Source organism: Ruegeria marina (assembly GCF_900101475.1).
Lineage (GTDB): Bacteria > Pseudomonadota > Alphaproteobacteria > Rhodobacterales > Rhodobacteraceae > Ruegeria_B > Ruegeria_B marina.
In genome coordinates this window covers 298,883-311,386 of the sequence record NZ_FMZV01000001.1, presented here as the reverse complement: position 1 = coordinate 311,386, position 12,504 = coordinate 298,883, and the positions used below count along the sequence as shown (strand labels likewise).

The following is a 12,504-nucleotide window of genomic DNA, read 5'->3' as shown; positions in this document are numbered from 1 at the left end:
ACACAAATTGGATAATCTTGATACACAGTTGGTACATTTGAAGGTGATATGAGATCAAAGGAAAGATTGTAATGGGTACAATTTGGCCGGACTCTCTTCCTTCAGCCAAGGGGCCGAAATACACTCTTGTTGCCGATGCCATCAGAAAAGCCATCGCAAACAAAAGTCTTGAGGTTGGGGCAAAGCTGCCCCCGGTGCGTGATCTTGCCTACAAGCTGAGCATTACGCCGGGCACGGTGGCGCGCGCTTATTCGATCCTGACGGATGAGGGGCTTTTGTCGGCCGAAGTTGGGCGTGGTACATTCGTGGCGGAACCCAAGCGTCCGGTTCTGGATGACGTGTGGTCGCGACAATTGTACCGGCTCGAAGAGCAGGACGACCACCACGTCAGCCTCTTCAGCCCCAGGCTGGCAGACGTGGGCCAGGTGGCCTTGATTCGCGAATGCCTGGCGAAAATCGCGCGGGGCGATCCGGCCATGTTCCTCAACTATCCGACGCGCGATGCCTATGCCGGGGTGCGCAAGGCCGTGGCCGAGTGGCTGGCGAATCTGCCGCTTGGCCCGCTGGCCCCGGATGATATCGTTCTGACCCATGGCGGTCAGAACGGGCTCTGTGTGGTGTTCCAGAGCATCTTTTCCGGCCCCAAGCCGGTGGTCTTCGTCGAAGATCTGTCTTACGCAGGGTTCCGCCGTGCTGCCGAGTTGATGCGGGCCGAGGTGGTGGGCATCCGCATGGACAAATGGGGTATCGACCCCAGGTCACTTGATCTTGCCGCGCGCCAGGCTCCGGCGCAGGCCGTTTGCGTATCGCCTGAGGTGCAGAACCCGACCGGCAGCCATGCCCCACTGGAGCGCCGGAAAGAGGTGGTCGAGGTGGCGCGCAAGCATGGCCTCCAGATCATCGAAGACGATTGTTATCGCATCGGTCAGCCGCGCGCGCCCAGCTATCGGGCGCTTGCGCCGGAACGGGGCTGGCATGTGTCGTCGATCTCGAAATCGCTTACACCTGCCTTGCGGGTCGGCTTTGCGATTGCACCGGCGGGGCAGGCGGCACGGCTGCGTCGGTCGGCTGAATACGGGTATTTTGGTCTGGCACAGCCTCTGGCGGAACTGACGCGGCTGTTGCTCTCGGATCCCCGGGCGCGACAGTTGGCATTGGACGTTCGCAAGCGTATGTCCGAATATGTTCGTGTCGCGGTCAACACGCTTGGGGCATTCGATCTGGTGTGGGATCCGGACGTGCCCTTTGTCTGGCTGCGTCTGCCCTCGGGCTGGCGCTCGGCCGCCTTTACCCGTGCGGCGGAACGCGCCGGCGTCCAGGTCCGCTCGGCGGACGAATTCGCGCTGCGTGACGGGCGTGCACCCAATGCGATACGCATTGCCGTCAATGCGCATGTATCCTTGGAAAGCTTCGAGGATGCCATGCAGCGCCTGCGGGGGCTACTGGACAATCCGCCGGAGCAGATCAGCGTCTGAATTGTGGGGTATTTTAATACCTATTTTGCAAGTCATTGAAAATCAATGATTAATACTGAACCTGTTCGCTTGACGCGGTATCTGGCAATCACTAGAAACCGCCCATCGGATAAGGGCCGGCCGCTAGCGGTCGGTCTGTCACATCAAACAGGACCATCCTGCCATGAAAACCTTTTCTGCAACACCTGCAGACATCGACAAGAAGTGGATACTGATCGACGCCGAGGGCGTCGTTCTGGGCCGTCTTGCCTCGATCGTTGCCATGCGCCTGCGTGGCAAGCACAAGCCGTCGTTCACCCCGCACATGGACATGGGCGACAACGTTATCGTCATCAATGCCGACAAGGTGCAGATGACCGGCAAGAAGCGCGAAGAGCACTTCTACTGGCACACCGGCCACCCGGGCGGCATCAAGTCGCGCACCAAGCAGCAGATCCTCGAGGGTGCCCACCCCGAGCGCGTGGTCTATCAGGCCGTCAAGCGCATGCTGCCGGGCAACCGCCTGTCGCGTCAGCAGATGACCAACCTGCGTATCTATGCCGGGACCGAGCACCCGCATGAAGCTCAGGCCCCCGAAGTTCTGGACGTCAAGTCCATGAACAAGAAAAACACCCGGAGCTGAAACCGATGGCTGATCAGATCAATACTCTCGAAGAGCTGGGCGCCGTCGCAGGCCTCGAAACACTGGCTGCCGACGAACCGCGCGAACCCGTTCGCGACGAGCTGGGCCGCTCCTATGCCACCGGCAAGCGGAAGGACGCGGTTGCCCGCGTCTGGATCAAGCCGGGTTCGGGCAAGGTCATCGTCAATGGCAAGGACCAGGACGTGTATTTCGCCCGCCCCGTTCTGCAGCTGATCCTGCGCCAGCCGTTCCAGGTGGCTGGCGTCGAAGGCCAGTTCGACGTGATGGCGACCGTGAAGGGCGGTGGCCTGACCGGTCAGGCCGGTGCGGTCAAGCACGGCATCTCGAAGGCGCTGCAACTCTATGACCCGAGCCTGCGCGGCGCGCTCAAGACCGCCGGCTTCCTGACCCGCGACAGCCGCGTCGTGGAACGCAAGAAATACGGCAAGCGCAAAGCCCGCCGTTCGTTCCAGTTCTCGAAGCGCTAAGTTTCGGACCCAGAACAGAAAAGGCCGCGCTTTGCGCGGCCTTTTTCATTTCGGGCGCAGGTGGGCGGGGCTCACTCCTCGCGTATATACCAATCGTCGAACCGCGATATGTCTTCCAGAACGCGACGGTATCCCCTGCCGGTCAGCAGGGCATGAATGTCTTCGCGCTGGGGGGCGTGGTTGTGTTCCACCGTCATCACCCCGAATGTCCAGCGATCGAAGTCGAAGGCGTTCAGGATGTCGAACTCGCTGCCCTCGGTGTCGATCGAGATATAGTCGATATGCGCGGGGGCCTGGTGTATTTCCAGCAGATCGACCAGCGAGATTGTTTCAACCTTGTAATTCTGCCCGCGAATCCGGCGCGAGGATTTCACGAAAGTCGAAATGCCCGAGTTCTCGCCGCGCGGCGCCTCGGTAAAGGCCAGCGTTTCGCCCGTGGTGTGCCAGACACAGCGGGTTTCCACGGTGCATTTCCTGTTTGCCTTGAGCGCATCGTGCCACCCGCGGGCCGGTTCGGCCAGAATGCCGGACCAGCCAAACCGGGTTTCCAGAAGGTAGGAGTTATTGAGCTCGACGCCATCGGTCGCACCGAACTCGACGAAAAAGCCGCCGGTCTTGAACCCGTTCCTGCACAGGGCGAACAGATCCTGTCGCAGCTGCGATTTCGACTGATCGAGGAGATCGATGCAGCGGTTCCTGTCGTCAGGATCCATAGCCTTGAGGAACTCCAGGTCGAACCATGACTTTTCGCGTTGCTGCAATTGCTTCAGGCGATCGCGGCGGACAAGGGTAGTGTTCGAAATCAGGTGGCTCACGAGGTCGTTACTCCGAAGTTGCCGCTTCTGGGTACCGATCCGGACAGGTGCAGGCAAGAGACTTTGTCAGTCTGGGGCGATCAGTCCCAACCCGCGCAAATAGATGCCGACCCCGGTTTCAAGCAGGTCCTCCGGCGAAAAAGGTGAAGCGGCGCCGGTGTTTCTGGCAAACAGTTCAACCACGCCATGGCTCATGGCCCAGATATGGGCGGACACCATTGACGCGGGCGGGCGCCGGTCGGGCGGGATATGCTTGCCCAGGTCGGTTGCGGCCTGTTCCAATACGGCCTTGGCCCGGTTCGCCGCAGCGGCAAGTTCCGGTGTGCGGTTCAGCGACACCCCGCTTTCGAACATCGCGATGTAATGGCCGGGATGTTTGCGGGCAAAGGCGAGATACGCGCGGCCGGTTGCCTCGAACGCAGCCATCGCCGAGGGCTGGCCCTTGTCATAGGCATATTGCATCAGGTCCGCGAACATCTCGAAGCCCTGGCGGGCGGCTTCGGCGATCAGGTCCTCGCGCCCGTCGAAATGACGATAGACTGCCGCCGGGGTGACACCGGCGGTCTTTGCGGCCTCGGACAGGGTGAAACCCGTCGGCCCCTTTTCACGGATCAGTTCCAGCGCGGCGTCGATCAACGCCTGGCGCAAATTGCCGTGATGGTAACCCTGCTTACGCATCCCAGATGTCCGGGCCGCCGCAAATAGCGCTGTCGATCCGGCCCAGCGCCTTGGTATCCTTGTCGTCGTAGTCGATGGTCGACAGAACCGTCTGGATGGCCGCGATGCGGGCGCGTTTCTTGTCGTCCGAGCGCACGACCGTCCAGGGTGAGCGTTTGGAATGGCTTCGCGTCAGGGTTTCAGAAATGGCGCCGGTATACTCATCCCACTTGTCCAGACCGGCGACATCGACCGGGCTCAGCTTCCAACTCTTGAGAGGATCGTTCTCGCGAGCGAGAAACCGGTGCAACTGTTCGGCGCGCCCCACGTTGAGCCAGAACTTGAACAGGTGAATCCCGTCTTCGATCAAAGCATGTTCGAAGGGCAGCGCCTGTCGAAAGAAATGCTCGCGCTCTTGGGGCGTGCACCAGCCGAATACATGTTCGACCACGCCGCGATTGTACCAGCTTCGGTCAAAGAACACGATCTCGCCGGCTGCGGGCAGGTGCTGGATGTAGCGCTGGAAATACCATTGCGTGCGCTCGGCTTCGGTCGGCTTTCCCAGCGCCACCACGCGCGCGCCGCGCGGGTTCAGGTTCTGGCGGAACCGGCTGATCGTTCCACCCTTGCCCGCGGCGTCCCGGCCTTCGAAGACGATGGCAATGCGCGCGCCGCTTTCCTTGACCCAGGCCTGCATCTTGACCAGTTCGATTTGCAGCGCTTCCATTGCCTTGTCGTAGTCCTTTGACGACATCTGCTCGTCATAGGGATAGGTATCGCTGAGGATATCATCCTTGCCCGCCGCCTCGATCGCCTCGCGGATCGACTTTGGCGCCCGGTCCTGAAAATAGCGGGTGATCTGGCCGGCCTGAGTCTTTGTCATCCGCTTCGGTCCTTGATCTGGTTGACTTGCCGTCACTATGTAAGCATCCGAGGCTCAACGCAAACCCGCACGCTGGGCCGCGCGCAGGACGGCGGCGGCGACCTCTTCGGAGGCGACATGGTGGGGCATGTGTCCGATGCCGGCAAGCGCGCGCAGTTGCGCCGCAGGGATCTGGCGGGACAGCGAAACCGAATGCAGGTCGAAATTGACCGTGTCATCGGCGGTGCCATGCACGATCTCGGTCGGAACCGCGATCTCGCCATAGCGCCGATGCAGGGCCCGGATTTCATCCAGCAGAATGGCCCGGTGCCAGGCGTTGGCGCGCAACGAACTGCGCCGCAGCGATAACCCCGGGCCGAAATGGGCGGCATAGTCAGGTGGTTCGGGTTGCGGGGCGAACACTTCTTGGAGCGATCTGATGACGTACGAGTCAGGCACATAGGCGGTGATCAGCGGCACCGCGATGGCGGCGCCAATCGGCGACGAGGTGACGCGGTAGAGCGGATCAAGCGGCGTTGTCCAGGGGTTTGAGGCGGCGGAAACGGCAATGAGACCCGAGATGGCCTCGGGATGGTGGACCGCCCAAGCAAGCGCCACCGCGCCACCGTAGCTGTGGCCAAGCACCATCGGACGATCCGCGCCAAGTTCCCGCGCCGCCTGCATCATGGCCGCGGCCTGATGGGCAATTCCTGCCGAGGGCTTCGGCAGCGGGTCGGAAAAGCCCAACCCTGGGCGGTCGAAGAGGATGACGCGAAACTGCCGTGCCAGTAATGGCGCCAATGCATAGGTCAGGTCGCGTGTATTGCCGTTCGAGCCGTGGATCATCACGAGGTCCGGCCCGTTGCCCATTACCTCGGCGTGAATGCGTAACCCGTCGATCTCGACGAATTGCCCGCGCGGCGGGTGAGAGGCCTCGGCACGTGCTTCGTGCCGTGCTGCGCGCCAAAGGGTAAACATCCAAAAGGCCGCAACAGCCAGGCCGATTGCCAGGATGATCCACACCGGCCGTCACCTTCGCAAGTCGGTGGTTTCCAGCCCGATCCGTTCGAGGTCATAGGGCGTTGTCTCGTAGATCTCGCTGATCCAGTTGCCGTAGAGCAGATGCGCATGGCTGCGCCAGCGGTTCAGCGGCTTCTGCGAGGGATCGTCATCGGGATAGTAGTTGAGCGGTACGTTGATTGCGGTGCCGCTGGCGACATCGCGGTCGTATTCCTGTTTCAGCGTATCGCTGTCATATTCGAAATGGTTGAAGATGTAGAGCGCCCGGTGGCCGGGATCCTCGACCAGACAGGGGCCGACCTCGTCGCTGCCCAGAAGTGTGCGCAGGCCCGGCACCGCGTCGATCTCGGCCTGTTTCATCTCGGTCCAGCGGCTGACGGGAATCACGAAATCGTCCGAGAACCCGCGCAGATAGGGCGAGGCCGGGGCAAGGTTCTTGTGCCGGAAACAGCCGAATGCCTTGTGGTCCAGCATGTGTTTCCGCACGCCATGAAAATGGTTGATCATCGCCATGCCACCCCAGCAGACCCCAAAGGTCGAGTGCACGTTGGTCTGGGTCCAGTCAAAGACCTCGCGCATTTCGCCCCAATAGGTCACGTCGCCGAATTCGAGGTGTTCGATCGGTGCGCCGGTGATGATCAGCCCGTCGAACTTCTCGGCCTTGACCTCCTGAAAGGGTCGATAGAATTCCTCCATATGCGCTGCGGCGGTATTCTTGGTCTGATGCTCGGTCATCCGGATCAGGCTCAGCTCGATTTGCAGCGGCGTGGCGCCGATCAGGCGGGCGAACTGGTTCTCGGTCTGGATCTTTTTCGGCATCAGGTTCAGCAGCCCGATCCGCAGCGGGCGGATATCCTGCCGCGCGGCCTGATCCTCGGACATGACCATGACACCCTCTCGGCTGAGGACGTCATAGGCGGGCAGATGTGCGGGGATCTTGATGGGCATTTTCGGACTGTCTTTGTGAACTGAATTGCGGAAACTAGGTCTGTGCGCTGCGCGCCTCAAGAGCATTGGCGATCAAATCGTCGAAATCGGCCGCGTCTCGGACGGATCCCATCTGGTCGGCGGTCACGGTGATGCCCCAGTTTTCCGCCATCGCCGCATAGCGCGGCTGCCGGTGCGCAAGGGCCTGGGCGTAGGTCCAGCGCAGAAACGCCTGCGGATCGACGCTGTCCGGCGACAGGTCCTTGAGGGACAGATAGTCATCCCACATGCGGGTCAGCAACTCGGACTGGTAGGCCATTGGCTTGGGGTCGCGGTCGAAGCGGCGGATCAGTTTTTCGGTATGGGCTTCGTCGCCCTTGATCCAGATCATCAGCGTATGCTGGCTGAGGTTCTTCAGGATCGGGTCCTCGGGGTTGTCGGGATTCACCCATTCGCAGATCGAACCGCCGGTGTCGCAGATGAAATGCGGGTAGCCATAGAGCCGCTCGGCCCGGTCGATGAAATACTCGGTGTCGAGCAGCGCATAGATTTCGGCATGCCGGAACTGGTCCTGCCGGCGGCGGTATTCGGCGATGTCGAGTCCTCCCTTTGCCGGATCGCCCGGAGTGCCGAGGTAGGAGGCAACGGGCTTGAGGTTCTCGAAGCTGATGTTGGATCCGATATAGATCGAATCGGTCATCAGAAGGTCGCGGAGAAATGGCACTTTCATCGCCTCGGCCTTGGCGTTGTCAGCGATGAACTCGCCCATGTAGCGGGTGCCGATGCGATAATCGATCGAGTAATGGAACCAGTTTCCGGCATCCCGCAGGATGTTCGAGACATAGGTCTTGCCCAGACCGGACATGCCGAAGAACAGCACCTTCTTGCGCGGCGCGTCGCGCCATTCCTGAGCCGAGCCGTAGATCATTGTGCACCGCTATCCCGTTGTTCCGGCCGTTGTTAATGGGCGCCGTGGGCTTGGTCAATCGCGGCGGCGCGGGCCGTTCAACACAATCAACCCCAGGGCCAGCAGGGCAAAGCCCGCATAGGTGTTCGCGTCCAGGGCTTCGTGTCGCACCAGCGCGCCCAGACCGATTGCCACCGGCGGGATAATCAGCGTCACCAGCATCAGGTTCGCCGACCCCGCCATCGCCAGAACCCGGTAATAGAGCAGATAGGCACCCGCCGTCGCGACAAGTGAATAATAGGCGACCGCAGTCCAGGTTCCGAGGCGCAGGTCGAACCGGGGCGGGCCTTCGACCAGGAGTGCAAGCGGCAGCAGGACGAGCGTGGCCCCTGTCAGCATGCCCGCAGCCGCCAGTTGCGGTGGCAGATGGCCGAGGCGCAGCCGTGCCCAGACGCCGGCCAGCGCATAGCACAGCGTGCCGGCCAGCACCGCGACTTGCGCCGTCGACCGCAGGTCGAATTGCGCCAAATGACCAAGACCAATGGTTGTCGCCACGCCGAGAAAACCCAAAGAAACACCCAGGGATCGGCGCTTTGTCAGTCGCTCGTCGGCAAAGACTAGTGTCGCGACCAGGATGCCGAAAATCGCCGTCGTGGCGTTCAGGATCGAGGTCAGCCCGGTCTCGATATGTTGCTGCGCCCAAGCCATCAGGGCAAAGGGCAATACGTTGTTGAGCACGCCCATCAGGACAAAGGCCGCCCAGACCCGAGGCTCGCGAGGCAGGGGAATCCGGCCTGCCAGCACGACCGCCCACAACACCACGGCGGCCCAGAAGGTGCGATGCAAAACCGTGGTCAGAACCGGCAGCTCGTCAAGCGCAATGCGGATCGACAGGAACGAGGCGCCCCAGATGAGGCCGAGCAGCAGAAGCTCGGCCCATGCGCGGGGAGAGAGAGATTTCTGAACGGTCATGGTTCCTTGTGCCCAAAGGGAAGGCGCCGCTCCACCCGATTCCTGCGCTTTTGTCAGCTCAGCGCAAGGGTGATCCGTAAACCGGCATCACAGGCGCTGTTGCCGGTGAACTCGGTTTGAAAAAATTGTTGGCGACAATTGCCCAAGGGCACGCCACCCAAGCTGCCGCCACCTGTCAGGCACAGGGGTCGGGCGACCACTGGCCGAACGTCACCACGCACCAGATTGAAGCTGCGTTATCGGGCCCTGCTGCGGGTCTCGGCCAGCAGGTTGAGATAGTTGCCGCCAAAGATCACGGCCGCGCCAACGAGGACCCAGACATCGAGTGGTTCGCCGTAAAGCAGCATGCCGACCACGGCGATTGTGGGCAGGCGGACGAAATCGATAGGGACAACCACCGTGGCGGGGGCGATAGCCAGGGCATTGGTGATGCAGAAATGCGCCAGCAACCCCGCGAGGCCGACCAGAATGAGAAACGGCGCCGTTTCGGCCGTGGGCAGGGCGATCTGGCCGTCATAGCCCGAGGCGGCCAGCCCTAGGACAGCCTGCATGACGGTGAGCCAGAACATGATGCAGCCGATACTTGCGATCCGGGTGAGCCTTTTTGTTGAAATCGTTGTCAGTGCGAAGAAAAAAGCCGACAGGGCAGCAGTGAGAATGCCGATGTTCAGGCTGCTGGCGCCGGGCCGGGCGACGATCAGGATGCCGATGAACCCGATCACTGCTGCTGCCAGTCGGACCGGGGTCATCCGCTCTCCCAGAAGCAGGGGCGACAGCAGGATGACCCAGAGGGGCTGGGTGAATTCCAGCGCAAAGACCTGCGCCAGTGGAATTACGGTGACAGCAAAGAACCACAGGTTCTGGCCGGTGAAATGGACCGTGTTGCGCAATGCATGCAGTCCCAGCGCGTGGGTGCTGACCTGATGCCACTTGCCCGTGACCGTCAGCGCCAGCGACACGACCAGTATGCCTACAAAGCTGCGGTACATCATGATCTCGAACGTATTGTGTACCGCACTTAGCTCGCGCCCCGCCACGGCCATGGTCGAGAAGGAGGCGATTGCGCCGGTCATCCAAAGCGCGGCAGTGAAGGTGGGGTTCATGTCGGGGGAAACTCCGGGTGAGCCGGTGTCGCGGCAATTCAGCGAATGGGAACCGAGCGTGCAATGCTGTGGCAATGTCCGGCACTTTCACGCTGCATGTTTTCTACAGCGGAAGATCTGGCAAGGCCAGTGCATTGAGCAACGGAGGAAACCACGCACGCCCCTCCGGGTTCGCAGGGGCCGCAGGGGTCAAGATGGATGCGACAAATTGAGTCACCACGGATTGCATGCTGCTTTCGACGTACTCCCCGGGTGGTGGGTTGTGGTAGGGCGCGACCAAATCGTCGGGCAGTTGAATTGCATTTTGTTATTTATTAACAATATGTTAGACTGGAAATCTTACCTTGTTTGACCTGGAGTTTCACTGATTGCGCCAACCGGAGCGCTGGCCGGGTCTGATGGTCGCATCGGCACAGTGTCGTTCACCGGCGCAATGCGGGAGCGTGCATTGGCGAACATGAATGCACATCTGCAGACGCGCTACCGGCAATATGACATGCTTGCCAATCTCGATGCGGTGCCGTCGCGGGACTTTGTCGTGGGTGCGACCGCTACTGTCGAAACACCGCTCGCGACGCCGGCGGCCGAGGTGACGGGCTTTGGTCCTTCGATCAACGGCGGGACCTCGCTCGACCTGCATCTGGCGGCGTTCAACGACGACCTGGCCACACATGGCGACGACCTGTTCCTGCGGATGGTGCGCGTCGAAGTGACCGGATTCGCGGACATTGCGGCGGATATCAAGCGCGGACCGACCGAAATCAGCGGCCGCGTCCGGTATGATGCGACGCTCGATGCGCGGATGAGCGCACTCGGCGAAGGTTTGCGTGATTTCGACCGCCGTGCCGGGCATCTCAACCCGGCGCAGCTGGCAGTGACCGACGAGTCGTTCGATCAGTAGGGCGCTTCGCTGAAACTGATGTTCTGATCACGCCGGGCTGTCTTGCTATACACCTCAGGCGGGGTGTCGACATGCCTGGTACGCGTCACTCCCACTCGATGGTTCCCGGCGGTTTCGATGTGATGTCATAGGTGCAGCGGTTGATGCCCTTGACCTCGTTGATGATCCGGGTTGCGGTCTCGCCCAGGAACTCGTGACTGAACGGGTAGTAGTCGGCGGTCATGCCATCGACCGAGGTCACCGCGCGCAGCGCGCAGGCATAGTCATAGGTGCGCCCGTCGCCCATCACGCCGACAGTGCGGACGGGGAGGATGGCGACGAAGGCCTGCCATATCTCGTCATAGAGCCCATGCTTGCGGATCTGGTCGATGTAGATCGCATCGGCCTCGCGCAGGATGTCGAGCTTTTCGCGGGTAATCTCGCCGGGGCAGCGGATGGCCAGGCCCGGACCGGGGAAGGGATGCCGGCCGATGAAGCTTTGCGGCAGGCCCAGTTCGCGGCCCAGCGCGCGAACCTCGTCCTTGAAAAGTTCGCGCAGCGGCTCGACCAGTTTCAGGCCCATCTTTTCCGGCAGGCCGCCCACGTTGTGGTGGCTCTTGATGGTGACCGAAGGGCCGCCCGAGAAAGAGACCGATTCGATCACGTCGGGGTAAAGCGTACCCTGGGCCAGGAATTCGGCGCCCTCGATCGTGTCGGCATGTTTCTGGAACACGTCGATGAAGAGCCGGCCGATGATCTTGCGCTTGGTCTCGGGGTCGGATTGCCCTTCAAGCTCTCCGAGGAACAGCTCGGATTCGTCGGCGTGGATCAGCCGGATGTTGTAATTGTCCCGGAACATGCCGACGACTTCGGCGGCCTCGTTCTTGCGCAACAGACCGTGGTCGACAAAGACGCAGGTGAGCTGGTCGCCGATCGCCTCGTGGATGAGGATCGCCGCGACCGAGCTGTCGACGCCGCCCGAGAGGCCGCAGATGACCTTCTTGTCGCCGACCTGTTCGCGGATCTTGCGGATCATTTCCTCGCGGTAGGCGCCCATGGTCCAGTCGCCCTTGAATCCTGCAAGCTTCACGAAGTTCTCGTAGAGCTTGGCGCCGTTCGGGGTGTGGTGCACCTCGGGATGGAACTGGACGGCATAGAAGTGCCGGCTGGTATCGGCGGTAATGGCAAAGGGCGCACCGGGCGAAGTGCCGAAAACCTCGAAACCGGGGGCGATCTCGGCGACGTGGTCGCCGTGGCTCATCCAGACCTGTTCGCGACCTTCCGCAAACCAGCCATCCAGAATGTCGAGTTTGCCCTTGGGCGTCACATAGGCGCGGCCGAATTCGGCGGTTCCATGGCCGGATTCGACGCGCCCGCCCAGCTGGGTCATCATCGTCTGCTGGCCATAGCAGATCCCCAGGATCGGCACACCGTAGTCGAAGATTTCCTGCGGGGCGCGCGGGGACCCCTCGCGCGTGACGCTGTCCGGCCCGCCCGAGAAGATCACGGCCCGTGGCGCCATTTGGCGCACGAAGTCCATCGTGACGTTCTGGTAGGGGTGGATTTCGCAATAGACGTTCAGCTCGCGCAGGCGGCGGGCGATCAGCTGCGTTACCTGGCTGCCGAAGTCGATGATCAGAAGGCGGTCGTGGGATGTCTGGCTCATGTCTGGCTCTTAGGACGCGCATGGGGGTTAGGCAAGGGGCGAGATGGGGGCATCCTGTCGCCTTTGTGCGCGAAACATGTCGCTTTTCCCCCGATAGCGCCGCAATCCAC

The 12,504-nt window shown here is 61.6% G+C and carries 13 protein-coding genes; 4 read left to right on the top strand and 9 right to left on the bottom strand.

Annotated features, from left to right (window positions below; translation table 11 throughout):
• The first annotated feature begins 71 nt into the window (after window positions 1-71).
• The 3 genes from BLT75_RS01515 (at window position 72) to rpsI (ending at window position 2,585) form a co-directional block, all read left to right on the top strand.
• A complete protein-coding gene (locus BLT75_RS01515) occupies window positions 72-1,475 on the top strand; it encodes an aminotransferase-like domain-containing protein (RefSeq protein ID WP_093026984.1) in 1,404 nt (467 codons plus the stop codon).
• Window positions 1,476-1,638: 163 nt separating this feature from the next.
• Entirely contained in the window at window positions 1,639-2,097 is a 459-nt protein-coding gene (gene rplM, locus BLT75_RS01510; protein ID WP_093026982.1) for a 50S ribosomal protein L13, read from the top strand.
• 5 nt (window positions 2,098-2,102) lie between these two features.
• A complete protein-coding gene (gene rpsI, locus BLT75_RS01505; protein ID WP_093026980.1) occupies window positions 2,103-2,585 on the top strand; it encodes a 30S ribosomal protein S9 in 483 nt (160 codons plus the stop codon).
• Window positions 2,586-2,656: 71 nt separating this feature from the next.
• Here the strand turns inward: rpsI and BLT75_RS01500 are convergent, their stop codons facing one another.
• The 8 genes from BLT75_RS01500 to BLT75_RS01465 form a co-directional block, all read right to left on the bottom strand.
• Entirely contained in the window at window positions 2,657-3,400 is a 744-nt protein-coding gene (locus tag BLT75_RS01500; RefSeq protein ID WP_093026978.1) for an FkbM family methyltransferase, read from the bottom strand.
• Window positions 3,401-3,466: 66 nt separating this feature from the next.
• Window positions 3,467-4,078 carry a TetR/AcrR family transcriptional regulator gene (locus tag BLT75_RS01495; RefSeq protein WP_093026976.1) on the bottom strand — a complete coding sequence of 204 codons (612 nt, stop codon included), beginning with the start codon at window positions 4,076-4,078 and terminating at the stop codon, window positions 3,467-3,469.
• On the bottom strand, window positions 4,071-4,940 hold the full coding sequence (gene ppk2 / locus BLT75_RS01490; RefSeq protein ID WP_093026974.1) for a polyphosphate kinase 2: 870 nt from the start codon (window positions 4,938-4,940) through the stop codon (window positions 4,071-4,073). Before ppk2 ends, BLT75_RS01495 begins: the two co-directional genes overlap by 8 nt.
• A 54-nt stretch (window positions 4,941-4,994) precedes the next feature.
• Window positions 4,995-5,942, bottom strand: a complete 948-nt coding sequence (locus tag BLT75_RS01485) for an alpha/beta fold hydrolase (protein ID WP_093026972.1) — start codon at window positions 5,940-5,942, stop codon at window positions 4,995-4,997.
• 6 nt (window positions 5,943-5,948) lie between these two features.
• On the bottom strand, window positions 5,949-6,887 hold the full coding sequence (gene metA / locus BLT75_RS01480; protein ID WP_093026970.1) for a homoserine O-acetyltransferase MetA: 939 nt from the start codon (window positions 6,885-6,887) through the stop codon (window positions 5,949-5,951).
• Between the two features lie 34 nt (window positions 6,888-6,921).
• Complete coding sequence (locus tag BLT75_RS01475) at window positions 6,922-7,794, bottom strand: ATPase (protein WP_093026968.1); 873 nt, start codon at window positions 7,792-7,794, stop codon at window positions 6,922-6,924.
• A gap of 54 nt (window positions 7,795-7,848) precedes the next feature.
• Window positions 7,849-8,745 (bottom strand): DMT family transporter, encoded by an 897-nt coding sequence (locus BLT75_RS01470; RefSeq protein WP_093026966.1) that lies wholly within the window; start codon window positions 8,743-8,745, stop codon window positions 7,849-7,851.
• 236 nt (window positions 8,746-8,981) lie between these two features.
• Entirely contained in the window at window positions 8,982-9,848 is an 867-nt protein-coding gene (locus BLT75_RS01465; protein WP_093026964.1) for a DMT family transporter, read from the bottom strand.
• A gap of 415 nt (window positions 9,849-10,263) precedes the next feature.
• Between BLT75_RS01465 and BLT75_RS01460 the strand changes: the two genes are divergently transcribed.
• Window positions 10,264-10,749 (top strand): hypothetical protein, encoded by a 486-nt coding sequence (locus tag BLT75_RS01460; RefSeq protein ID WP_143028495.1) that lies wholly within the window; start codon window positions 10,264-10,266, stop codon window positions 10,747-10,749.
• Between the two features lie 85 nt (window positions 10,750-10,834).
• Here BLT75_RS01460 and guaA read toward each other — a convergent pair whose 3' ends face one another.
• Window positions 10,835-12,394, bottom strand: coding sequence for a glutamine-hydrolyzing GMP synthase (guaA, locus tag BLT75_RS01455; RefSeq protein ID WP_093026961.1), 1,560 nt, complete (start codon window positions 12,392-12,394; stop codon window positions 10,835-10,837).
• Window positions 12,395-12,504 lie beyond the last annotated feature (110 nt).

Bases quoted from the DNA above. Each gene is read 5' to 3' on its own strand.
- BLT75_RS01515 (WP_093026984.1), top strand. From the start codon at position 72: ATGGGTACAATTTGGCCGGACTCTCTTCCTTCAGCCAAGGGGCCGAAA.
- rplM (WP_093026982.1), top strand. From the start codon at position 1,639: ATGAAAACCTTTTCTGCAACACCTGCAGACATCGACAAGAAGTGGATA.
- rpsI (WP_093026980.1), top strand. From the start codon at position 2,103: ATGGCTGATCAGATCAATACTCTCGAAGAGCTGGGCGCCGTCGCAGGC.
- BLT75_RS01495 (WP_093026976.1), bottom strand. From the start codon at position 4,078: ATGCGTAAGCAGGGTTACCATCACGGCAATTTGCGCCAGGCGTTGATC.
- ppk2 (WP_093026974.1), bottom strand. From the start codon at position 4,940: ATGACAAAGACTCAGGCCGGCCAGATCACCCGCTATTTTCAGGACCGG.
- metA (WP_093026970.1), bottom strand. From the start codon at position 6,887: ATGCCCATCAAGATCCCCGCACATCTGCCCGCCTATGACGTCCTCAGC.
- BLT75_RS01475 (WP_093026968.1), bottom strand. From the start codon at position 7,794: ATGATCTACGGCTCGGCTCAGGAATGGCGCGACGCGCCGCGCAAGAAG.
- BLT75_RS01470 (WP_093026966.1), bottom strand. From the start codon at position 8,745: ATGACCGTTCAGAAATCTCTCTCTCCCCGCGCATGGGCCGAGCTTCTG.
- BLT75_RS01465 (WP_093026964.1), bottom strand. From the start codon at position 9,848: ATGAACCCCACCTTCACTGCCGCGCTTTGGATGACCGGCGCAATCGCC.
- guaA (WP_093026961.1), bottom strand. From the start codon at position 12,394: ATGAGCCAGACATCCCACGACCGCCTTCTGATCATCGACTTCGGCAGC.